A 22886-nucleotide genomic window follows, 5' to 3' on the forward strand; every position below is an offset into this window, starting at 1 on the left:
CCGGGACATCGGCTGCCGGCAGCATCCGGAGGATGCAGGAGCTGATCCGCGGCATGGCGGTCACCCAGATGATCGCTGCGGCCTGCGAAGTCGGACTGCCCGATGCGGTGGTCGGCGATGGAACCTCGCTGACCTCGCTGACCTCTCTGTCCGAACACCTGAAGGTTCACGCAGGCGTCTTGACCCGGCTCGCCCGAGCACTGTCGTCCTATGGCATATTCGAGGTCGACGCGGACGGCGGAATTCGCCACAACGAAGCCTCGCGCCTCCTGAGGACCACGACCGGCCCCTCGCTCCACTGGGCTGCCCGATTCTGGGCGATGCCGGGCATCTGGCGGTCCTGGGGGGCCTTGAGCCACTGTGTCGGTACCGGCGAGGAGGCGTTCTCGCATGTCAATGGTCAGGACTTCTTCTCGTACATGAACGGAAGTCCCGAAGAGGAAGCGCTCTATCAGCGTTACATGGCTAGCGGGTATCCGGGGCGCTACGCGGCGATCGCCGATGTACTCACCGTGGCCCCGGGTGAACGGGTGATCGACGTCGGCGGAGGAACCGGCAGCCTGGCGCGGACGATTCTCGAACGCAACCCGGACGTGCAAGCCGTGGTGTACGACCAGGCCAGCGTGATTTCGGCCGGGCCCGGGGCGTCCGGAAACGATCGACTGAGCATGAGTGTGGGTAGTTTCTTCGACGCGGTGCCGGCCGGAGGAGATGTCTACATCCTGTCGTGGATTCTTCACGACTGGCCGGACGAGAAGGCGGAGTCCATTCTTCGCAACTGTCGCAAGGCGATGGACACCGGCGCACGGCTCGTTGTCGTGGACCGCGTGCTGCAGGAAGCGCCACAGGAGTGCGATCCGCTCGATCTGGTGCTGGACCTGCAAATGCACATATTGCATGGAGGGCGTGAGCGCACGCTGGACGACTTCAACAGGCTTCTGAATGCAGCAGGCTTCTCCGCTCCTCAGGTGTTGTCTGCCCGCCCGGAATTCTCGGTCATCCAAGCATGTGCCGTGTAAGCATCGAGTCACTATTCTGCTGAGAGAGCGATGATCACTGAGAAAGCTGCCGGCCGGACGGCGCAGCTGAGCATGTCACGCGGACTGACCTTCTTGATCGCTTTGGCCTGCGGCGCGGTCGCAGCCAACATCTACTACGCGCAGCCCTTGGTCGGTTTGATCGGCCCCGATGTGGGCTTGAATGCGCATGCCTACAGCCTTGTGGTGACCCTTACGCAGATCGGCTACGGCGTCGGTCTTGTCGTGCTGGTTCCGTTGGGCGACATCTTCGAGAACCGTCGTCTCATCATGGTCACCTTGGTGGCATGCATGGCGGCGCTGCTGAGCGCGTCAGTCGCATCGAACGTCGGCTTGTTCCTTGCCACTTCGTTCGTCATCGGCCTGAGTTCGGTCGTGGTGCAGATGTTGGTGCCCTTTGCGGCTCACCTTGCCCCGGAAGAGAGCCGTGGACGGGTCGTCGGCAACGTCATGAGCGGCTTGCTGCTGGGAATCCTGCTTGCGCGGCCTGTCTCCAGCATGACGGCGGACCTGATCGGCTGGCGGGCGATGTTCGCCATCTCCGCCGGAGTGATGCTGGTGCTCGCCGTGACCTTGCGCCTGGTCCTTCCGGAGAGGAAGCCGAGCGCGTCCGTCCCCTACCTGACGTTGTTGCGGTCGATGGGTCAACTGCTTGTCAGCACGCCGATCCTGCGGCGACGGGCGTTCTACCACGCCTCGTTGTTCGGGGCGTTCAGTCTGTTCTGGACCGGTGTGCCACTGATCTTGGCGAGCCCGGCGTGCGGCCTGAGTCAAGGCGGCATTGCCCTGTTTTCCCTGGCAGCGGTGCTAGGTGCTTTTGCTGCGCCGATTGCGGGCCGTATCGCCGACCGTGGTCTGACGAAACCCGCGACGGCCTTTGCGATCCTGACGGTCGTGGCCTGTTTTCTCCTGGTTTTCGCAAGTGGCGGACACGTTGTCGCGAGCCTGTTCGTCGCGGCGCTACTGCTCGACATCGGGGTGTCGTTCAACCTGGTGCTGGGGCAGCGTGCGATCTTTGCGCTGGGGGCGGAAGTGCGTAGTCGACTCAATGGCCTCTACATGGCGATTTTCTTCTGTGGAGGCGCGGTCGGGTCGGCCGTGGCCAGTGTGGTCTATGCGACGTACGGTTGGGCGGGTATCGCCTGGTGCGGTATTGCCTTCCCGTTGCTGGCGTGCCTCTACTACCTGACGGAGATGGTGCCGCGGCGCTCCGCAGCTAGCTGATCTTGCATCTTTTCTGGTGAGCGGGTTGTGCCCCGGACAGACGAAGCTCCGTTGTCATCGATGACCTCTCAAGTCCTCGACGGGCAACGGAGCTTCGGTGTTCGGGGAAGCGGGGCGGCGCGGCCCTGACTGCCCCGAGGTTCAGAGGAACGGTCCGTCGTGGCGGCGGGGCAGGGCGGCGCGTCGGCGGGTGACGTCGGCGACCGCGCTCCAGTCGCGGTCGGCGTCGCCGTGGGCGACGGCATCGACGAAGGCGTCGCGCAGGACGCTGCCGAAGGGCAGGGGGACGTGGGCGTCGGCCCCGGCGGTGAGTGCGAGATTCACGTCCTTGAGGCCGAGGGCCAGCCGGAAGCCGGCCGGCTCGTACTGCTGCTCGGCGACCATGGTCCCGTAGCCGGTGTAGACGGGGCCGGGGAAGATGGTGTGGTTGAGGACGTCGATCAGTTCGCTCGGCTGGGCGCCGATGGCCTCGGCGAGCGCGCAGGCCTCGGCCAGGGACTCGATGGCGCAGGCAATCAGGTAGTTACTGGCGATCTTGATGGTGTTGGCGTGGTGCGGCTGGTCGCCCTGGCGCCAGGTGCGTTGTCCCATGGCGGCGAACAGCGGTTCCACGTGGTCGAGCATTTTGCTGTCCCCCGCGGCGAGGATGTTGAGCTTCCCGGCGGCGGCTACTTCGCGGCGGCCGAGGACCGGGGCGGCGAGGTAGCCGAGACCGTACGCGGCGTGGAGGTCGGCGGCTCGCCGGGCGAGGGTGACGGAGACGGTGGCCATGTTCACATGCACGGTCGCGCTCGCGTTCGCGAGCACCCCCGGGTCCAGGAGCACGGATTCCACTGCGGCGTCGTCGGACAGCATGGAGATCACGACGTCGTTGGCGAAGACGGTCTCGAGGTCGGGCGCTGCGGTGGCTCCTTGGGCGACCAGGGCCTGTACAGGCGCCTGGGAGCGGTTCCAGACCTGGACGTTGTGGCCGGCGCGAACCAGGTTGGCGGCCATCGCCTTGCCCATGGCGCCAAGGCCGATGAACCCGACGTTCATCGCTGTCATAGCTGGACATCCTTCGTGCCGGGGGCAGTGTCGACCCTGGTTGTCGACCAACGCTCAGCGTCAGGAGGCCCGTTGCCGTTCCAGTGCACCATCTCCGACCTGGTCGCTGCCACCTCGGCCACTCCGGAGTGTGACTGCTGCGTCCACCAGTTCGAGGCGATCCATGGGCAGGGCCGTCGGGCGTGGTGCGGCTTCGGCTCGTCTGGTTGCCGGAAATCTGATCGCGTCCGTGCCCGTGGCCGTACGGCGTAGCCTTCGTGCATGGCAGAGAGCAAGGTCCGTAGGACAGCACGGAAGCCGGAGTCGCAGCTGGCGATGGTGCGGCGGGCGCGGAAGATCAACCGGGAGCTGGCGGAGGTGTATCCGTACGCGCACCCCGAGCTGGACTTCGAGAACCCCTTCCAGCTGCTGGTGGCGACGGTCCTGTCGGCCCAGACGACGGACCTGCGGGTGAACCAGACGACTCCGGCGCTGTTCGCGAAGTACCCGACGCCGGAGGACATGGCGGCGGCGGTGCCGGAGGAGCTGGAGGAGATCATCCGGCCGACGGGCTTCTTCCGGGCCAAGGCGAGGTCGTTGATCGGGCTCTCGGCGGCTCTCCGCGACCGCTACGACGGTGAGGTCCCGGGCCGTCTGAAGGATCTGGTCACCCTCCCCGGTGTCGGCCGCAAGACCGCCAACGTCGTTCTGGGGAACGTGTTCGGCGTCCCCGGCATCACGGTCGACACCCATTTCGGGCGGCTGGCCCGGCGGTTCGGGTGGACGACGGAGGAGGACCCGGAGAAGGTCGAGGCGGTCGTGGCCGAGATCTTCCCCAAGTCGGAGTGGACGATGCTCTCGCACCGCGTGGTCTTCCACGGCCGCCGCATCTGCCACGCCCGCAAGCCCGCCTGCGGGGCGTGCCCGATCGCCGAGCTCTGCCCCTCGTACGGAGAGGGCGAGACCGACCCCGAGAAGGCGCAGAAGCTGCTGAAGTACGAGAAGGGTGGCCAGCCCGGCCAGCGTCTGAAGCCGCCGGCGGACTACCCGGGCCTGCCCGCGTCGCCGCTGCGGCCGGGGCAGCCGGCGGCTGTCGGCCAGGAGGGCTGAACGAGATGGGGAGTGGCGAGTGACGGGCACCAGGGCGACGGGCATCAGGGAGACGGCGGCGATGGACGGCGAGGGCGCGGTGGGCTTGATCGACCGGGACGGTCTCCCGGAGTGGCTGGTGCCGGTGCGGCAGGCGGCGGAGACCGTGCGGCCCGAGCAGCTGAGCCGGTTCCTGCCGCCGCCGGAGGGCGGTCGCCGTTCGGCGGTGCTGATGCTCTTCGGCGAGGGCCCGGTCGGGCCCGATCTGCTGCTGATCGAGCGAGCCAGGTCGCTGCGCTCGCACGCCGGTCAGCCGTCGTTCCCCGGCGGTGCGCTGGACCCGGAGGACGGTGACCCGGACGGCGCCGGGCCGGTCGCCGCCGCGCTGCGCGAGGCCGAGGAGGAGACCGGCCTGGACGCCTCCGGGGTGCAGGTCTTCGCGACCCTGCCCGCCCTCTACATCCCGGTCAGCTCCTTCGTGGTGACCCCGGTGCTCGGCTGGTGGCGCCACGAGTCCCCGGTCGCGCCGGTCGACCTGGGGGAGACGGGTGCGGTGTTCCGAGTCCCGCTGGCCGAGTTGACCGACCCGGCCAACAGGGTCCGGCTCCGGCACCCCTCCGGCCACCTCGGCCCGGCCTTCGAGGTCGCCGGGCGGCTGGTCTGGGGCTTCACCGCGGGCGTGATCGACCGGGTGCTGCACTTCAGCGGGCTGGCACTCCCCTGGGACGACGCCCGGACCGTCACCCTCTCCGACGACGCCCTGCGGTTGACCCACCGCGGCTCCTGACCGGGGAGGTCGGGTAGCCCGCCCCGGCCGGGCGGACCCGGTGTCGGGGGCCGGGCGTACGAGCCCGGTGCCCTTCGAGGGGCCGTCCGTGGGAGGGTGTCGGGGTGAATGTCCTGGATCTGTTGCTGATCGCCGGTGCGGCGGGCTTTGCCGTGACCGGTTACCGGCAGGGTTTCGTGGTCGGGGTGCTCTCCGTCCTGGGCTTCCTCGGCGGTGGGCTGCTCGCGGTCCAGCTGCTGCCGCTGCTGCTGAGTCACCTGAGCCCGGGGACGACGGCCTCCGTCGTCGCGGTCGTCGTGGTGATCGTCTTCGCCGCCGTCGGCCAGGCCGTCACCACGCACTTCGGTTGGAAGCTGCGCGGCCGGATCGGCCGGGGCAGGGGCAAGACGCTGGACGCGATCGGTGGCTCGGTGGTCAACGTGATCTCCATGCTGCTGGTCGCCTGGCTGATCGGCTCGGCATTGGCGGGCACCTCGATGCCGACGGTCTCCAAGCAGGTCCGCACGTCCAAGGTGCTGGGCGCCGTCCAGAGCACCTTGCCCGCCGACGCACCCAACTGGTTCTCCGACTTCACCAAGGTGCTGGCCCGCAACGGCTTCCCCCAGGTGTTCAACCCCTTCGAACATGAGCCGATCACCGAGGTCGAGGCCCCCGACCCGGCCCTCGCGGGCAGCCCGGCGGTGGCCCGAGCCCGGCAGAGCCTGGTCAAGGTGGTCGGTACGGCCACGGCCTGCGGCAAGACCCTGGAGGGCAGCGGCTTCGTCTTCGCCCCGCACCGGGTGATGACCAACGCCCACGTGGTCGGCGGGGTCGACGAACCCACCGTCCAGATCGGCGGCACCGGCCAGCTCTACGACGCGACGGTCGTCGGGTACGACTGGCAGCGTGACATCGCCGTCCTGGACGTCCCGAAGCTCACCGCCCCCGCACTCAGCTTCGCCGGACAGGCCCGCACCAACGACAGCGCGATCGTCGCCGGCTTCCCCGAGAACGGCTCCTTCAACGTCCAGCCCGCCCGCATCCGAGGCCGCATCCAGGCCAACGGCCCGGACATCTACCACCGTGGCCAGGTCGTCCGCGACGTCTACTCCGTCCGCTCGCTCGTCCGCCAGGGCAACTCCGGCGGCCCGCTGCTCAGCCCGGACGGACAGGTGTACGGGGTGGTCTTCGCCAAGTCCCTCGACAGCTCGGACACCGGGTACGTCCTGACGGCCGACGAAGTCCGCGACGACGCCCTCCGGGGCAGCACGGCCACGGCACGGGTCGATACCGAGGGCTGCGCGCTCTGACGCCGCCCGGCACTGTTCCCTGTTTCGCTGCGTCCGTGTTCCCTGCGTCCGTGTTCCCTGCGTCCGCGTTCCCTGTGTCCTGACGGTGGCTCAGGCCGAGAATCCGGCGAGGTGTCAGTCCTGCCTGGTAGCGTCGGCCGCGCTCACTCGTTCGGCTCAACACAGACGCGCCGGAACGGGTCCGACGGGAGGTCAGGAAACGCCATGATGGGTCACTCGCACGCGGTCAGTGGCGCGATGCTCTACGCGGCCTCGGCGCCGTTCCTGCCCCCGTTGCTGCTCCACACCCACCTGCAGCCCGCCGACATCCTGATGGGCACCGTGCTCGCGGCGGGGGCCGCACTGCTGCCCGACCTGGACCACCACGACGGCACCATCGCCAACTTCCTCGGGCCGATCTCCAAGGTGCTCTGCCGCTTCGTCGCCTGGGCCTCGGGCGGGCACCGGCACGCCACCCACTCCCTGCTCTTCGTCGCCCTGATGGGTGCGGGCACCTGGGCAGGCGTCACCTACGTGGGGCGCAACTTCACTCTCGGAGTGACGTTCTTCCTGCTGGCCCTGGCCATCCGGGCACTGCGGCTGCACCCGCCGGGCGACGGGCCGACGATGTGGATCACCATCATCGGCCTCTCGGTGCTCGGCACCGCAGGCATGAACGCCTGGCTGCCCAGCGCCCCCGGCTGGCTCCCGTACGCGGTGGCCCTCGGCACCCTGGCCCACCTGCTGGGGGACTGCCTCACCAAGAAGGGCGCGCCGCTGCTCTGGCCGCACAAGGAGCGCTACGAGGTCGTGCTCATCAAGCGGAGCGGGAACGACGTCGAGACCAAGATCCTCGTCCCGATCATGACGGTGGCGACGTTCGTACTGCTCTGGTTCACAGCCGTCTCGCCGACCGTCCTGACCTGACCCGACCGTCCTGACCCGACCTGGCCGGACAAGTCCCGCCACTCGTACTGCTCAGCCCTCGCGTCGAAGGCGGGCGCCCACCCAGAGGGCGCGCCGCCCGAGGATGCGCGGGATGCCCATCCGGTGTGCCCCGGACCGCCGTTGCCGTGCCGTGGTGTCGTCGTACGGCCAGTCGGCGGCGGGCTGCGCTGTGTGCTGGGCCGCGTGCTGGGCCGTGTACTGGGCCGTGTGCTGCGCGGAGAGGGAGGTGTTCGGCGAGCTGCTACCGCGGCGGCGTCGGCGCGGGACAGCTTCGCGATCGGGCATCCAGGTCATACCGGATGGATGCCCGTGGGCCGAGGGGCGTAATCGCCCTCGGATGACCCAATTGGCCTATGCGATTGTCATATGAGTGCATGTCAACCCATGTGCCCCTGTGGTCACAACACGGCCCAGCGCTCGGTCAGCCCTTGTGCTCCTGGATCCAGTTGATCAGCTCGGCCGAGAACTCCTCCGGCGCCTCCTCGTGCGGGAAATGCCCGATCCCCGGCAGCAGCCGCCACCGGTACGGCGCCTCGACGTACTCGCCCGCGCCCAGCGCGGTGTGCGCCAGCAGTACCGGGTCGGCAGCACCCTGGATGTGCAGGGTCGGCGCGGTGATCGGCTTCTTCATCCGGCGGGCGAACTGGATCCCGTCCGGCCGGGCCATCGACCGCAGCAGCCAGCGGTACGGCTCGATCGAGCAGTGCGCGGTGCTGGGGATCTGGATGGCCTTGCGGTACGCGGTGAGCGCCTCGGCGTCGAGCCGGTTCGGGCCGGTCCAGGCGTTCAGGTAGTCGGCGACGGCGGCGCCGTCGTCCGCGACCAGTTGACGCTCCGGTATCCACGGGCGCTGGAAGCCCAGCACGTGGTCGAAGGCGGCCATCTGGCGGCGGTCGGTCAGCAGCGCCCGCCGCAGCTGACGAGGGTGCGCGGCGGAGACCGCTGTCAGGCTCTGGATCACCGAGGGCCGCATCACGGCTGCCACCCAGGCCAGCGAACCGCCGGTGGCATGCCCGACCAGGTGTGCCCGCCGCTCGCCGAGCGAGCGGATCACCCCGGTGATGTCCAGCGCCAGATTGCCGGGGTCGTACCCGCGCGGCGTACGGTCGCTGCCGCCCATCCCGCGCAGATCCAGCGCCACGGCCCGGAACCCGGCCTCAGCGAGTGCCGTCATCTGGTGCCGCCAGGCCCACCAGTACTCGGGCCAGCCGTGCACCAGTAGGACGAGCGGGCCCTCGCCCAACTCCGCGATGTGGAAGCGGGCACCGTTGGCCGCCAGATCGCGGTGCGTCCACGGCCCGTCCGAACGCACGCTCCAGGCCGACGCGGCGAGCCCCGAGTCGGTGACCTCCGCGAGCTCGGCGGCCTCCGCGTGTCCTGCGGCCTCCGCAGGTGCGGTCGGCTCGGTCGGTCCGGTCGGTCCGATCGGTTCGGTGACTCGGGTGGGCCGTGGGGCGGCGGCCGGAACGGGGGCGGGCTTCTGGTCCAACGGCATACCGAGAGCCTGCCACACCCGGGCCGAGAACACGTCCCCGGCACTCGACTCACGGGTGAACGCCTCACGACCACGGGTGCCGGCCATCGGCTATCGGCTACCGGCTGCTCCGTCCAGGGGCGTTCAACCACTGTGGGCATTCAGCCGGCCCGGATGTCACCGGTTAGGGGCGTCGGCCGAGGCCGCGGTCGATCTCCTCCTGCGTGGCAGGGCGAGGACGGGCGTTCTTCAGGACGTCCGCCGTCGCCTGGGCGCCCTCGATGGTGCGGTGCGGCTTCTCGATCTTCTTGAACGAGCGCATCGCCAGCAGCCCGAGCAGTACGGCCAGGGCGAGGTAGGCACCGGCGACGATCAGGAACGACCAGCCGAGCGTCAGACCGAGAGCCTGCAGGCCGTACGCGGCGGCGAAGCTCAGCATCGGGACGGCGGCCAGCGCCACCACACCCGCGACGACGAGCGAGACCCCGCCGGAGACTCCGCGCTTGACGTCCTGTCGGATCTCGGCCTTGGCGAGTGCGATCTCGTCGTGCACCAGTGTGGAGAGATCGGCGGTCGCCGCGGCGAACAGCTGCCCCACCGAACGCTCGCCCTCGTAGGGCGCCCGGCCGTTGCTGGACGGGTCTGCGGCTCCTGCGGGCATCAGCGATTCTCCTTCGCACGGTCTCTGCTTGGTCGACAGCTCAGAATCATGCCCCTACCGGACAGTCAGACACCACTCCGGGGGCACCCGAGGCGGAAGTGTCACCCGGCGTGCTGCTGGTACACGTCCGGGATGCCGTCCCCGTCATCGTCACGGTCTTCCTCCTCGCAGAGCTGGCGGTAGTGCCGGTTGCGCAGTTTGAGGAGCACGGTGGCGATCACCGCGCAGAGCAGTGAGCCGACCAGGACGGCGGCCTTGGCACGGTCGGCGAGCGCCGGGTCGTCGGGGAAGGCCAGCTCGCTGATCAGCAGGGAGACCGTGAACCCGATGCCCGCGAGGGTGGACACGGCGAACAGGTCGGCCCATTTGAGCTGGGGGTTGAGCTCCGCCCGGGTGAGGCGGGCGGTCAACCAGGTGCCGCCGAAGATGCCGACCGTCTTGCCGAGCAGCAGGCCGAGCATGATGCCCAGCGGTGCCGCCTGGGTGAACACCTCGCCCAGCGCCGGTCCGGAGATGGTGACCCCGGCGGCGAAGAGAGCGAACACCGGCACGGCCAGCCCGGCCGACAACGGGCGGACGAGGTGCTCGATGTGCTCGCCGGGGGAGTGCTTCTCCTCGCCCTCGGTGTGGCAGCGGAGCAGCAGGCCCATCGCCACCCCGGCCACCGTCGCGTGCACGCCGCTCTCGTGCATGAGCGCCCAGATCACGAACGCCAACGGGACGTAGAGGTACCAGCCGCGTACCCCGCGCCGGTGCAGGAACCAGAACAGCACCAGCCCCGCGAGGGAGAGCCCGAGCGCCCAGAACTTGATGCCCGAGCTGTAGAAGACCGCGATGATCAGGATCGCGATCAGGTCGTCCACGACGGCGAGGGTGAGCAGGAAGGCCCGGAGTGCGGACGGCAGGTGACTGCCCACCACGGCGAGCACGCCGAGTGCGAACGCGATGTCGGTCGCGGTCGGGATGGCCCAGCCGGAGGGGTGGCCGCCACTGCCGCTGTTGACGACGGCGTAGACGATCGCGGGCAGTGCGACGCCGGAGACGGCCGCGACCACGGGGAGCAGGGCTGCGCTCGGAGTCCGCAGCTCCCCGGCCACGAACTCGCGTTTGAGTTCGATGCCCGCCACGAAGAAGAAGATGGTCAGCAGCCCGTCCTTGGCCCAGCTCTCCAGGCTGAGATCGAGATGCAGCGGGGCCGACGGGCCGACTGTCCAGTCCAGCACGCTGTCGTAGGCATGAGGCCAGACGTTCGCCCAGACGAGTGCCACGACCGCGGCCACCAGCAGCAGGACGCCACCGACGGTCTCGGTGCGGAGGGCGTTCGTGATGTACGTGCGCTCGGGGAGCGAGAGCCGTCCGAGGAACTGGCGGCGCTCGGTGGGCGGCGGCGTGGCCACGGGGACCTCCAAGGCGGGGGCGGCGGATGTGCACCGTGGTGTGGACACACCTGTGGTGCAGTGCCGACCAGACTTCCCGGCGCGCCTCAGAATCCTTGTTGCTCGTTCGACAGTTTACGGGGTGCCGTGGCGCGATATCCGGTTTGTCGCATTTTATGGGCATTGATGTGGCACGTGGATGCCTTCTGCGGGCATTTCAGGCGCCGAGGTGACGCAGGACTGCCAGCACGCGGCGGTGGTCGCCGGACGAGACCGGCAGATCCAGCTTCGTGAAGATGTTCGCGACGTGCTTCTCGATGGCCCGCTCGGACACCACCAAGGCGATCGCGATCGCCGAGTTCGACCGGCCCTCCGCCATCAGGCCGAGGACCTCCCGCTCCCGAGGGCTGAGCTCGGCCACGGTCGTACGGCTCGGGCTCGAGCCCATCAGCTGGGTGACCACCTCCGGGTCGAGCGCCGTCCCGCCGGCGGCAACCCGCTCCAGGGCGTCGACGAAGTCCTGTGCGTCCAGGACCCGTTCCTTCAGCAGGTAGCCCACGCCCGCCGACCCACCGGCCAGGAGCCTGCTGGCGTACTGCGTCTCCACGTACTGGGAGAAGATCAGCACGGCCAGCCCAGGCTGTTCGGTCCGCAGCTCGATCGCCGCGCGCAGCCCCTCATCGGTGTGGGTGGGCGGCATCCGGATGTCCGAGACGACGAGGTCGGGCCGGTGTTCCTTGACGGCCGACCTGAGCTGCTCGGCGTCGGGGACGGCGGCGACCACCTGATGGCCCTCCTCCTCGAGCAGCTGCACCAGCCCGGCTCGAAGAATCGCCGTGTCCTCCGCCACCACTACCCGCATTTGGTCCCCTCCAGGTCTGTCGAGTGCTCAGGTACCCCGGACCGGTGTGCCCTGACGCACAGCGCCGAGATGTTGTCGACCACGAGGCTAGTGACCCGAGCGAGTTGCTGTGGGACCGGAGCCGGGCACCTGCTGTGTGGCAGACGACCTGTCAGCCCCGGAGCTGGGAGGTGGGGAGCGGGGCGTCGTGCGGCCAGAGCCTGCCTGGCAGGTCGACGGTGACTGTGGTCGGGCCGCCCGGCGGGCTGTCGACGGCGAGGAGGCCGTCTGCTGCGTAGACCCGCTCGGCCAGGCCCCGCAGGCCGGTGCCCCCGCTGTTCAGATGGGCGCCGCCCGTGCCGTTGTCGGTGACCGTCAGCCGGATGGTCTCGCCGTGCCTGAGGACGCTGACCGAGATCCGCTCGGCGTTGCTGTACTTGGCGGCATTGGCCAGCAGTTCGGCGGCGGCGAAGTAGAGCATCGTCTCGATCGCTGCGGGCGGCCGCTCGGCCAACTCCACGTCGACCGTCGTCGGGATCATCGAACGCGCGGCCAGGGTGGTCAGAGCCGGCGTCAGACCTGAGTCGAGCGCGGGCGGGTGGATGCCCCGGACGAGCTCGCGGAGCTCCTGGATGATCTCCTTCGTCTCCTGGCGGGACTCCCGCAGCAGTTTCTGGGCCTTGTCGGCATCCCCCTTCGCGAGGCGGCTCTCGGCCCGGCCGAGTCGCATGCCGAGTGCCACCAGCCGGGCCTGTGCGCCGTCGTGCAGATCGCGCTCGATCTGCCGGAGGGTGGCGGCCGCCTCGTTGATCACGTGCTCCCTGGTCTCGGTGAGCTGGAGCAGCCGGAGGGAAGTCCGTGACGGCCCCAGCAGCCAGAGCATCAGACGTCGGTCCGCAGCGAGCGGCGCCCGAGCCGCCCAGGGAGCCGACAGCATGAGCAGCAGCCCGACCGCGACGACAGCCAACGCGCGGGGCCAGCTGTCGAAGTAGAAACCGTTGACCTGGAGCCCGAACGAGTGCTGGACGCCGTGAGCGTCCAGCCCGCGGGAGGGCTCCAACTTCCAGAGCAGCGGGTAGAGCACGAACATCACCCCATACGCCCACCAGGCGAAGCCGAAAACGAATTCAAGGATGCCGAGCGGTACTCGAAGAGCGAGGTAGCCGACGGTGCGCCAGGCCGCCGAGTCCCCGAGGTGGTGGCCGAGAAGGCCGGACAGTCCGGGGTGGCGCCGTGGTCTCGGGGGAGTCGGTATGTCGAGGTGGAGCAGTGCACCGGCCAGCCGACGGTGCAGTCCGCCGAATGCTCGGTCCAGGCCCAGGGTGAGGGCCAGCAGCGGCATCGCGAGAAGTCCGGCGGAGAGGACACCGAGCATGAGCGTCAGCACTACCGCAGCCAGGCCCAGGAAGGCGAGCGGCAGGCTCAGCAGGGAGTAGAGCAGCTCACGCCAGGCACGGGCGGTGATCGGCTCTCGCAACAGGCGTCCGAAGGTCATCCGCTGAGTCTCTCGTACGGGGTTCCCACGGTCCGCCTGTTCACCGTGTCGGGTCGTTGCAGGCCCGGCAGGAGTTGTCGGCGGATGTGGGCTCGGGCTCGGGCTCGGGCTCGGGCTTGGGTTCGGGCTTGGGTTCGGGCTCGGGCTTGGGTTCGAGGGCGGGGCTGGACCCAGGGCCTGGACGGGATCAGGGCGGGCGTTGCTTGGTGTCTTCGTCATGGGATAACCCTGCCGCCCGAGGCCCAGGCCGCACGAGGGCGCTGGCACCCGTCTTCGGAGGTGGTGCCAGCACGAAGTCCGGGCCGGGCAAGGACGAGCCACGGTCAACGCGCCTGGTCACGTACCGGTGGAGCGTACTGGCGTACGCCGGATCGTGCGCTCGCCCGGACGGGTCCGGTCGGATGCGACGGGGAGGGGCCGACCATATCGTCGAAGGCACGCGCCGCGTCACATCCTCAAGGCGGCGCGCTCCGATGCGGAGGCAGCTCATGTCCAGTCAGCAACCCATCCACATACTGCCGGGAGGAGTGGGCGACCAGACCGCTCCTCCCCTGTTATCCGCCCCCTTCCCGGTGGTCACCCCCGAGCTGGCCCGCATGCTGCGGCCGCTCTTCAACAGCGCCTCGCCCAACAGCGGGGTCGCGGTCGCGGTGATCCAGGGGAACGAAAGGACGGTGGCGTGCCGGGGCTACTCGGATCGCGCAGGGGAGCGGCCGGTCCGCGCCGACACCCGGTTCGAGCTCGGCTCCGTCACCAAGACGTTCACCGCCCTGCTGCTCGCGGAGATGGTCGCCCGGGGCGAAGTCCGGTACGAGGACCCGATCGACCAGTACCTGCCGACGGGCTCTGCGCCCGGCTACCCGCACGAGCGGCCGATCACCCTGCTGCACCTGGCCACCCACACTTCCGGGCTCCCACGTCTGCCGGTCGGCCTCACCCCGGCGGCGGTGCCGCGCTGGTTCACCAGCCCGTACGCGACGTTCAGCAAGGCACACGTCCTGCGGGCTCTGCCGCGTACGGCGGTCCGGGGGATGCCGGGCGCCCAGGTGCGGTACTCCAGCCTCGGGTGCGGTCTGCTCGGGATGGTGCTGGAGAACGCGGCCGGACAGCGCTACGAGGAGTTGCTCGCCAGCCGGGTCTGCGGGCCGCTCGGGTTGATCGACACCTCGTGCGGGCCCGGCCGTGAACCGGCCACCGGCTACCGACGCGGGCGCCGAGTTCCGTCGTTCCGGCTCCCGGCGCTGCCCGGGGCCGCCGCACTCCGCTCGACGGCCGACGACATGCTGCGCTTCCTCCAGGCGCACCTTGCCGTCGACGCGGTGCCCATCCCGGACCGGGCCGGCGGGGCGGGCGCGTTGCGCGCCGCGCTCCGTGATGTTGCCAGGCCGCGGGTGGAGCGGCGGCGGACGGGCGCGCGGATCTGCCTGATCTGGAACCAGCGGTCCTCCGAGGAGGGCGAGTTGATCTACCAGTCGGGATCAACCCGGGGCTTCTCGGCCTTCGCCGGTTTCAATCCGACGGCGCAGGTGGGGCTGGTGGCGATGGCGAGCACGCTGCCCGGACGGCGTCGCCGCTTCACCCAGACGGCGTACGAGATGCTGCGCCGCCTGGCCGGGTGAGGGCGGCCGATCCGGACAAGCCGGAAAAGCCTGACAAGCGGGCCGGCTGCGGGTGGGCCGCGTCCCGGGCGGCGCGCAGCTGCGACCGCCCCGCGTCCCTTCACCTGATCGGTGGGGACACGGGGCGGTGGCATCTGCGCCTACGGTCAGCCGCCGTTGCGTGCCGGGGGCAGCTGGGACTGGATCAGGTTCATCACCGTCGAGTCGGCCAGCGTCGTGGTGTCGCCGACCTCGCGGCCCTCGGCGATGTCACGGAGCAGGCGTCGCATGATCTTGCCGGAGCGGGTCTTCGGGAGCTCGCTGACGATCTTGATCTGCTTGGGCTTGGCGATCGGGCCGAGCGTCTTGCCGACGTGGTTGCGCAGCTCGACGACCAGCTCCTCGCTGTCCGTGGCGGTGCCCCGGAGGATGACGAAGGCGACGATGGCCTGGCCGGTGGTGGCGTCGGTGGCGCCGACGACGGCGGCCTCGGCCACCGAGGGGTGCCCGACGAGGGCCGACTCGACCTCGGTGGTCGAGATGTTGTGGCCGGAGACCAGCATCACGTCGTCGACCCGGCCCAGCAGCCAGATGTCGCCGTCCTCGTCCTTCTTGGCGCCGTCACCGGCGAAGTAGCGACCCTGGAAGCGCGACCAGTAGGTGTCGATGTAGCGCTGGTCGTCGCCCCAGATGGTGCGGAGCATGGACGGCCACGGCTCGGTGAGCACCAGGTAGCCGCCGGAGCCGTTCGGCACCTCGTTGGCCTCGTCGTCGACCACGGTCGCGGCGATGCCGGGGAGGGCGCGCTGGGCGGAGCCCGGCTTCGTCTCGGTGACACCCGGCAGCGGGCTGATCATCATGGCGCCGGTCTCGGTCTGCCACCAGGTGTCCACGATCGGGGCCTTGCCGGCGCCGATGTGCTCGCGGTACCAGATCCACGCCTCGGGGTTGATCGGCTCGCCGACGCTACCCAGCACGCGCAGGCTCGACAGGTCGAACTTGGCCGGGATGTCGTCGCCCCACTTCATGAACGTGCGGATCGCGGTGGGGGCGGTGTAGAGGAGGGTGACGCCGTACTTCTGGACGATCTCCCAGAACCGGCCCTGGTGCGGGGTGTCCGGGGTGCCCTCGTAGATGACCTGGGTCGCGCCGTTGGCCAGCGGGCCGTAGACGATGTACGAGTGGCCGGTGACCCAGCCGATGTCGGCGGTGCACCAGTAGACGTCGGTCTCCGGCTTGAGGTCGAAGACGGCGTGGTGGGTGTAGCTGGCCTGGGTGAGGTAGCCGCCGGTGGTGTGCAGGATGCCCTTGGGCTTCCCCGTGGTGCCGGAGGTGTAGAGGATGAAGAGCGGGTGCTCGGCGTCGTGCGCCTCGGGCGTGTGCTCGGTGGACTGGCGCCTGGTGATCTCGTGCCACCAGACGTCGCGGCCCTCGGTCCAGGAGACCTCCTGGCCGGTGCGGCGGATCACCAGGACGTGCTCGACCTGCGGGCACTTCGCGAGGGCCTCGTCGATTGCCGGCTTCAGCGCGGTGGGCTTGCCCCGGCGGTAGCCGCCGTCGGCGGTGATCACCAGCTTGGCGTCGGCGTCCTGGATGCGGGAGGCGACGGCATCGGCGGAGAAGCCACCGAAGACGACGGAGTGGGTGGCACCGATCCGGGCGCAGGCGAGGATCGCGACGACCGCCTCGGCGATCATCGGCAGGTAGATCGCGACGCGGTCGCCCTTGACGACTCCGAGCTCCAGCAGCGCGTTGGCGGCCTGCGAGACCTCGTCCTTCAGCTGGGCGTAGGTGATGGCGCGGCTGTCACCGGGCTCGCCCTCGAAGTGGATGGCGACGCGGTCGCCGTTGCCCGCCTCGACGTGCCGGTCGACGCAGTTGTACGCCACGTTGAGCTTGCCGTCGGCGAACCACTTGGCGAACGGCGGGTTCGACCAGTCAAGGGTCTCGGTGGGCTCCACGGCCCAGCTGAGCCGACGTGCCTGCTCGGCCCAGAACGCCAGACGGTCCTCGGAGGCCTGCGCGTACGCGGCCGCAGTGACATTGGCGGCAGCGGCGAGCTCCGCGGGCGGGGCGAAGCGCCGCTCCTCCTTGAGCAGGTTGGCCAGGCTCTCGTTGCTCAACGCGCACTCCTCATCGAGTCTTCATGTGCCGGGAAATCCCGTGCGTAGGGATTGTCCCGTGTGTCCCAGCGCACAGCTCACCAGGCCAACCGCCATGTTGACAAGAGGCACTGGGAAATTGGTTTAGACCTTTGGCTGCTTTGCTGGTCAGGCCGCTGATCGTACTCGGGCCGGCCCGCGCGGTTGCGGCTCCCGGCGCAGGTCGGGTCGGGGGCCCGAGGCGACGCGGAGGGAGCGTTCTCGCAGTTCCGCGCTGCCGTGCACCTTGACGCAGCACCTTGACGCAGCACCTTGACGCACCGTCGGGACGGTACTCCACTGACAACACGGGCCGACGACAGACCTCGTGGCCCCGTACGGCAGCACCTCACCAACCATCAGTGCACCGCTCCTGCATGGGGGACAACCATGCCTGGAACACCCGAGACCCCCACCGCCTCCTCCACCCCTGTGGTCCCACTACCGCCTCCCCAGCCCGGAGACTTCGCCGTCGTCCGGATGGCGGGCACCGTCGGCCGCCTGATCCGTGTCGGCCAGTGGCTCAACGGCGACGGCTTCGCCGACTACGAGCACGCCTTCGTCTACGTCGGTGACGGCGAACTCGTCCAGGCCCAGCCCGGCGGCGCCGTGCTGGAACAGCTCGCCGACTTCGACGGCCGACCCGCACTGTGGTCCACGGGGCGGTTCGAGCTGACCGACGAGCAACGCGACGCCGTGGTGGCCGCGGCCCGCGGCTACCTGGGGACGCCGTACAGCGTGCTCGACTACTTCGCCCTGGCCTCCCATCACCTCCACCTGCCGGTGAGCCCGCTGTTCAAGGGCTACGTGGCCGACAGCCGGCACATGATCTGCTCCCAACTCGTCGACCAGTGCTACCACGACGCCGGGGTCCGGCTCTTCCCCGACGGCCGCTGGCCCGGCTACGTGACGCCGGGCGACCTCGCCGGACTCCTCCACTCCTGACATCGGGACGGAACGGCCGCCCGACCGAGCGGGGTGAGGTGGCCGCCGGGCGTCACGACCCGGCGGCCACGTGGTCGGCCCACCCCGTGGCCACTCGGCCGCGGAGGGCCTCAGGCGGCCAGCGGCCCGCAGTCCTCCGGCAGGTCGACCGAGACCGGCGCGAACCGGCGGCTCTCCCGGTCCAGGACGTAGGTCTGCGCCGTCGCGAAGTCGAAGTACATGCCCACCAACCGGAGGCTGCCTTCCTCCACGCGTCGCTCGACGGCGGGGTTGGCCAGCAACTGGTCGAGCTGCTGCACCACGTTGGTGATGCACAGCTGCTCCACGAGATCGACCACCGGCCGCCCCTCGAACTCGGCGGGAGCCCGCTTGAGGCGGGACAGCGCGCCACGCCCGTTGCGCAGCCAGCGCGCCAGCGGTGTCGGCGGGCCGGGGGCTTCGTGGACTCCGTCGAGCAGAGCCTTCATCGCCCCGCAGCCGGAGTGCCCGCACACCGTGATGCTGCGCACCTGGAGTACCTCCACCGCGTACTGGACGGCTGCCGCCACCGAATCGTCGGCCGCGCCCGGCTCGTACGGGGCCGGCACGAGATTGCCGACGTTCCGCACCGTGAACAGGTCTCCCGGGCCGCTGTTGGTGATCATGCTGGTGACCAGCCGGGAGTCCGAGCAGGTCAGGAAGAGCTGGGAGGGTGTCTGCCCCTCCCTGGAGAGCCGGGCCAGCTCCTGCCGCACGAGCGGGGCGGTGTGCTGTTGGAAGCCCCGGACGCCGTCGAGCAGTCGAAGGTGCGGGTCGTCGCTGCTCTGCTCGATGCAGTGGTGGCCCATCCAAGGAGTCCAGGCGCGGCAGCGGTGCGGGCCGGGAGAGCTGCCGGAGCGTACGGTGCCGTCCGGGTCCAGTACCTCGTCATCGTGGCGCTCCGTCAGCAACGAGACCCGGCCGCCGCCTGCCTGGTGTCCGGTCCGCCAGGCGTGCAGCTGCTCGTAGGCCGCGTGGTCGAGGAACGAGCCGTCGTGGCAGACCGTCACCCGGGCGTTGCCGGGGATCAGGGCCAGGGCCCGGCTCAGCCTCGGGACGGCGGCGAAGGTCAGCGGTCCGTGTGTGCGGACGAGGTACGAGCCGTCCGGTTCGGCCAGGACCTCGACGTGTGCACGTGTCAGGCGGTAGAGGGCCAGCAGGACGGCCACGGAGCCGCCGACGGTGACGCCCAGGGGGACGCCCAGCAGGAAGACACCCAGCACCGTGGCGAGGTAGACCGGGAACTCCCGGTGTCGGTGGACGCGCCGGATGTGGGCGAAGCTGACCATCTGGACGCCGACCACCAGGACCAGCGCCGCCAGCGCGGCCAGCGGGATGTGCCGCAGACCGCCCGTCAGCGCGACGGCGGCCAGCAGGACCCAGAGCCCGTGCAGGACGGCCGACCAGCGGGTGGCGGCTCCGGCACGGACGTTCGCCGAGCTGCGCACCGCGCCACCGGCGATGGGCAGCCCGCCGAGCAGGCCGGTCACGACGTTCGCGGCGCCCTGGCTCCGCAGTTCGCGGTCGAGATCGCCGGGCTGATGGGTCATCCGGTCGACCGCGACGGCGGAGAGCAGCGACTCCACGCTCGCCACGGCGGTGACCGTCAGCACTGCGGCGAGCAGGGTGGGCCAGTGGGCGCCCAGCAGGGCCGGCGAAGGCATCGAGGCGAGACCGTGCTCACCCCAGGAGGGCAGCTCGACCCGCGCGAGGGTGAGGCCGAGGCCGACCGAGAGCGCGGTGCCCGCGGCGACGGCGACCAGGGCTGCGGGCACCCGCGTCAGTCGGCTGCCGATCTGCCCGGCCGACCCGGGGAGCCGGGCCAGGCGCGGCCAGCCGCAGAGCACCGTGATGGCGACGACGCCGACCGCGAGGGCCGGGAGGTGCGGGCCGGAGAGCTGCTGCGGCAGGGCGATGAGATTGGCGAGGGCCGAACTCTGCGGTGAACCGCCGAGGACCACGTGCAGCTGCGCGATGGCGATCGTCAGCCCGACACCGGCCAGCATGCCGTGCACGATGGCGGGGGAGACGGCGAGCGCGGTGCGGGCGATCCGCAGCGAGCCGAGCAGGAGTTGGAGCAGCCCGGCGGCGATCGTGACGGTGCAGGTGATCTGCCAGCCGTACTGGGCGATCAGCCCTGCCGTGATCACCGTCAGTGCGGCGGACGGACCGCTCACCTGCAGCGGCGTGCCGCTGAGGGCGCCGGCCACCAGGCCGCCGACCGCTGCGGAGACCAGCCCCGAGGTGAGCGGAGCTCCGGTGGCGAGTGCGATGCCGAGGGAGAACGGGACGGCGATCAGGAAGACCGCCACGGAGGCGGGCAGATCCTTCGCGAGGAGTGCTCTGCCGGACGGGCGGGGCACACCGCGGGTCGCCTCCGGCGGGGCGTGGTCGGTGGTGTCGGAGGCGATGGGGGCGCTGGAGATGTCGAGGGTCATGTCTTCCCGTCTTTCCGGGGGAACGAACGCAGTCAGGTCCGGTGGGGCTGGGGTCGGATCGGCTGTCGTGGGTCGCGACGGTGTGGCGGGATGGCGCAGGCGGGGCGGAGGGTTCACGGCCGGCCCGGACCATCAAGAATCGGTAAACTGAGAGTAATGGAATCTTTGCACAGTGTGAGTTGACGTGGGTAGGGCCGAGGCGCCGATTCATCCCTATGAGTGGTGGTCGAACCGCCTGGGAATAGCAGAGATGCGAGCGAGGGCCGGCAGTCCCGAGTGGGACTGCCGGCCCTCGTGGCATCGGTGGCGCCGGTGTGCGGTCAGGCGTGGGCGATGTCCAGCTGGTCGACGCCGAGCACGAAGTCCTTGTCCACCTGGGTGGCCAGGTCGATGCCGGTCTTCGCATTGCCCCAGCTCTCGGCGTTGCGGACATGGAAGGTGACGGCCTGCCGGGTGTAGCGCTGCGGGTCGCGCGCGTCGTGGGCCTGGTCGGCCCGCGCCCTCAATAGATCCAGTACGGCTCGGTTGGCGGGCTCCAGTGTGTGCAGCGGCGGCTCGGCGCCCTGTTCGAGGCGGCGCACCCAGTCGGACTGGCCGAAGACGGCCAGCAGGTCGTCACCTACCTCGCGCCGCAGGAAGGCGAGATCGTCCGGCCCCTGCACCTTGTTGCCGACCACGCACAGGTTCACGCCGAAGTCGCGGGCGTACTCCTTGTACTGGCGGTAGACCGAGATGCCCTTGCGGGTCGGTTCGGCGATGAGGAATGTCAGGTCGAAACGGGTGAACAGGCCGGAGGCGAAGGAGTCGGAACCGGCCGTCATGTCGGTCACGACGTACTCGTCCCGGCCGTCGACGAGATGGTTCAGCAGTAGCTCGACCGCGCCGACCTTGGAGTGGTAGCAGGCGACGCCGAGGTCGTCCTCCGTGAAGGCGCCGGTCGCCAGCAACCGGACAGAGCCCTCGTCGAGCGCGATCGGCCGCGCGCAGCTCGCGTACACCGGATTCTCCTCGACGATGCGCAGCAGGCGTGACCCCCGGCCGGGAGGGGTGGTCTTGATCATCTCGTCGGCCGAGCCGATCAGTGGGTTGGTGCCGCGCAGGTACTCCTTGATCTGCGGCAGGTGGGCGCCGAGGGAGGGCAGGGCTGCTGCCTGGTCGTCGGACAGTCCGAGGGCGGGGCCGAGGTGTTGATTGATGTCGGCGTCCACGGCGATGACTGGGCAGCCTGCGGCGGCCAGGTGGCGGATGAACAGTGCGGACAGCGTGGTCTTACCGCTGCCGCCCTTGCCGACGAACGCGATCTTCATCTGGGTCTCCGGCTCTCGCTCCGGCGCCTGTGCTCGCCCTGCTGTCCGCCACTGCCGGTGCCGGTGACTCCGGACGGCGGGCGACCCTGTGGCGGGATGGAGGCACTCCGAGGTTGTTGGAAATCGTTATCGTCTCCGATAGCAGCCATGCTAACGGTGGTTTGGGACGCCGAACGGGCGGGAAGCGAAGATTGCCTCGAACGGGTGACGACGGGGTTGCTGTGTCGGTCGTGCCGGGTGAGTCATTACTCTCGGGTAGGTGAGCACTGGAACAGATCCCCTCGCCCCACTGGCCGAACTCCCCGGCGTGCCCGAGGCAGTCGCCGAGGTGCGCAAGGCCGTCGACCGGCTGTACGGACACCGAGTGATGCGCCGCCGCGCTCCGGAGGTGACCTCCGAGGCGGCTCTGCGCGGAGCCAGGGCCTCGGCGGCCCTCGACGGGGCGGACTGGCCGCTGGAGGAGGTGCGCCGCCGCAGTGACTTCAGCGCCGACTCCGAGGCCCGGACGCTGGGCGGTGCCCTGCGGATCTCCGCTGAGGCCGGGCAGCTCCTGAGCGTCTGGCGGCATTCTCCGCTCCAGGTGCTGGCGCGGCTGCACCTGCTGGCGGTCGGCGATGCCGACGCGGCGGCAGGCCGCCCGCGGAAGGCCGGGGAGAGCGCGGCGGAGCCGTTCCCGATCGAGCTGGCTCCCGCCGAGAGCCTGTCGCACTCGTCCCACTCGCCCTCGTCCCACTCGCCCCACGGCGAGCATGAGGGCAGCAGCTCGGGCGTCACCGCCGGAGGCCTGGGCCTCCCGGCCGCCCCACCCGCCGAGGAGGCCGCGGCCCGGCTCGAACAACTCGCCCGGCTGCTGGTGGAGCGGGCCGACGCCGGACTGAGGGGCACGCCGGCCCTGGTCGTGTCGTCCGTGGTGCACGGTGAGCTGCTGGCCCTGCGCCCCTTCGGTTCGCACAACGGCGTCATTGCGCGGGCGGCCCAGCGGATCGTCCTGATCGCCGAGGGCCTCGACCCGAAGGCGATCTGCCCCGCCGAGGTCGGCTTCGTCGAGCTGGGTACGGCCGCCTACCGGCAGGCGCTGCAGGGCTATCTGAGCGGTACGGCGGACGGCATGGCGGCCTGGATCGCGCACAACGGCGCGGCGCTGCAGCTCGGCGTCCGGGAGAGCACTGCCGTCTGCGAGGCGATGCAGCGCGGCATGGCCTGAGGCCGGCAC

Annotated in this window: 19 protein-coding genes; 9 read left to right on the forward strand and 10 right to left on the reverse strand. The window is 70.1% G+C overall.

All coding sequences use genetic code 11. The annotated features are described in order from the left end of the window. Positions 1-32: 32 nt before the first annotated feature. On the forward strand, positions 33-1019 hold the full coding sequence (locus tag ACR68M_RS18310; protein ID WP_441245164.1) for a methyltransferase: 987 nt from the start codon (positions 33-35) through the stop codon (positions 1017-1019). Between the two features lie 30 nt (positions 1020-1049). Continuing rightward, positions 1050-2261, forward strand: a complete 1212-nt coding sequence (locus ACR68M_RS18315; protein ID WP_441245165.1) for an MFS transporter — start codon at positions 1050-1052, stop codon at positions 2259-2261. A 141-nt stretch (positions 2262-2402) separates the two neighbouring features. Here the strand turns inward: ACR68M_RS18315 and ACR68M_RS18320 are convergent, their stop codons facing one another. Further along, positions 2403-3308 (reverse strand): NAD(P)-dependent oxidoreductase, encoded by a 906-nt coding sequence (locus ACR68M_RS18320; protein WP_441245166.1) that lies wholly within the window; start codon positions 3306-3308, stop codon positions 2403-2405. A gap of 261 nt (positions 3309-3569) precedes the next feature. On the opposite strand from ACR68M_RS18320, the gene nth reads away from it, so the two are divergent. From nth to ACR68M_RS18340, 4 genes are all read left to right on the forward strand, one after another. Beyond that, entirely contained in the window at positions 3570-4397 is an 828-nt protein-coding gene (gene nth, locus ACR68M_RS18325) for an endonuclease III (protein ID WP_441245167.1), read from the forward strand. A 61-nt stretch (positions 4398-4458) separates the two neighbouring features. Beyond that, positions 4459-5163 (forward strand): NUDIX hydrolase, encoded by a 705-nt coding sequence (locus ACR68M_RS18330; RefSeq protein WP_441251645.1) that lies wholly within the window; start codon positions 4459-4461, stop codon positions 5161-5163. A gap of 104 nt (positions 5164-5267) precedes the next feature. Next, positions 5268-6452 carry a MarP family serine protease gene (locus tag ACR68M_RS18335; RefSeq protein ID WP_441245168.1) on the forward strand — a complete coding sequence of 395 codons (1185 nt, stop codon included), beginning with the start codon at positions 5268-5270 and terminating at the stop codon, positions 6450-6452. A 204-nt stretch (positions 6453-6656) separates the two neighbouring features. Then, a complete protein-coding gene (locus ACR68M_RS18340) occupies positions 6657-7358 on the forward strand; it encodes a metal-dependent hydrolase (protein WP_441245169.1) in 702 nt (233 codons plus the stop codon). 51 nt (positions 7359-7409) lie between these two features. On the opposite strand, the gene ACR68M_RS18345 is transcribed toward ACR68M_RS18340, so the two are convergent. The 6 genes from ACR68M_RS18345 to ACR68M_RS18370 form a co-directional block, all read right to left on the reverse strand. Then, positions 7410-7673: a hypothetical protein gene (locus ACR68M_RS18345; RefSeq protein ID WP_441245170.1), complete on the reverse strand. Its 264-nt coding sequence runs from the start codon at positions 7671-7673 to the stop codon at positions 7410-7412. A gap of 127 nt (positions 7674-7800) precedes the next feature. Continuing rightward, positions 7801-8874, reverse strand: a complete 1074-nt coding sequence (locus ACR68M_RS18350; RefSeq protein WP_441245171.1) for an alpha/beta fold hydrolase — start codon at positions 8872-8874, stop codon at positions 7801-7803. 163 nt (positions 8875-9037) lie between these two features. Further along, positions 9038-9514, reverse strand: a complete 477-nt coding sequence (locus ACR68M_RS18355; protein WP_441245172.1) for a phage holin family protein — start codon at positions 9512-9514, stop codon at positions 9038-9040. Positions 9515-9615: 101 nt separating this feature from the next. Further along, positions 9616-10911, reverse strand: a complete 1296-nt coding sequence (gene nhaA / locus ACR68M_RS18360) for a Na+/H+ antiporter NhaA (RefSeq protein ID WP_441245173.1) — start codon at positions 10909-10911, stop codon at positions 9616-9618. A 196-nt stretch (positions 10912-11107) separates the two neighbouring features. After that, entirely contained in the window at positions 11108-11752 is a 645-nt protein-coding gene (locus ACR68M_RS18365) for a response regulator (RefSeq protein ID WP_441245174.1), read from the reverse strand. Between the two features lie 151 nt (positions 11753-11903). Further along, positions 11904-13226 (reverse strand): sensor histidine kinase, encoded by a 1323-nt coding sequence (locus tag ACR68M_RS18370; protein ID WP_441245175.1) that lies wholly within the window; start codon positions 13224-13226, stop codon positions 11904-11906. Positions 13227-13798: 572 nt separating this feature from the next. Between ACR68M_RS18370 and ACR68M_RS18375 the strand changes: the two genes are divergently transcribed. Beyond that, entirely contained in the window at positions 13799-14845 is a 1047-nt protein-coding gene (locus ACR68M_RS18375; protein WP_441245176.1) for a serine hydrolase domain-containing protein, read from the forward strand. A 146-nt stretch (positions 14846-14991) separates the two neighbouring features. On the opposite strand, the gene acs is transcribed toward ACR68M_RS18375, so the two are convergent. Beyond that, positions 14992-16947 carry an acetate--CoA ligase gene (gene acs / locus ACR68M_RS18380; protein WP_441245177.1) on the reverse strand — a complete coding sequence of 652 codons (1956 nt, stop codon included), beginning with the start codon at positions 16945-16947 and terminating at the stop codon, positions 14992-14994. A 408-nt stretch (positions 16948-17355) separates the two neighbouring features. Here acs and ACR68M_RS18385 point away from each other — a divergent pair, with 408 nt between their 5' ends. Next, positions 17356-17910, forward strand: coding sequence for a hypothetical protein (locus tag ACR68M_RS18385; RefSeq protein ID WP_441245178.1), 555 nt, complete (start codon positions 17356-17358; stop codon positions 17908-17910). 110 nt (positions 17911-18020) lie between these two features. On the opposite strand, the gene ACR68M_RS18390 is transcribed toward ACR68M_RS18385, so the two are convergent. Both ACR68M_RS18390 and ACR68M_RS18395 read right to left on the reverse strand, forming a co-directional pair. Further along, positions 18021-20366, reverse strand: coding sequence for a SulP family inorganic anion transporter (locus ACR68M_RS18390; protein WP_441245179.1), 2346 nt, complete (start codon positions 20364-20366; stop codon positions 18021-18023). A 320-nt stretch (positions 20367-20686) separates the two neighbouring features. Then, a complete protein-coding gene (locus ACR68M_RS18395) occupies positions 20687-21673 on the reverse strand; it encodes a nucleotide-binding protein (RefSeq protein WP_441245180.1) in 987 nt (328 codons plus the stop codon). Positions 21674-21932: 259 nt separating this feature from the next. Here ACR68M_RS18395 and ACR68M_RS18400 point away from each other — a divergent pair, with 259 nt between their 5' ends. Further along, positions 21933-22877 (forward strand): oxidoreductase, encoded by a 945-nt coding sequence (locus tag ACR68M_RS18400; RefSeq protein WP_441245181.1) that lies wholly within the window; start codon positions 21933-21935, stop codon positions 22875-22877. Positions 22878-22886 lie beyond the last annotated feature (9 nt).

The sequence above is a fragment of the Kitasatospora sp. McL0602 genome (assembly GCF_052076145.1).
In the GTDB taxonomy this organism is placed as follows: Bacteria; Actinomycetota; Actinomycetes; order Streptomycetales; family Streptomycetaceae; genus Kitasatospora.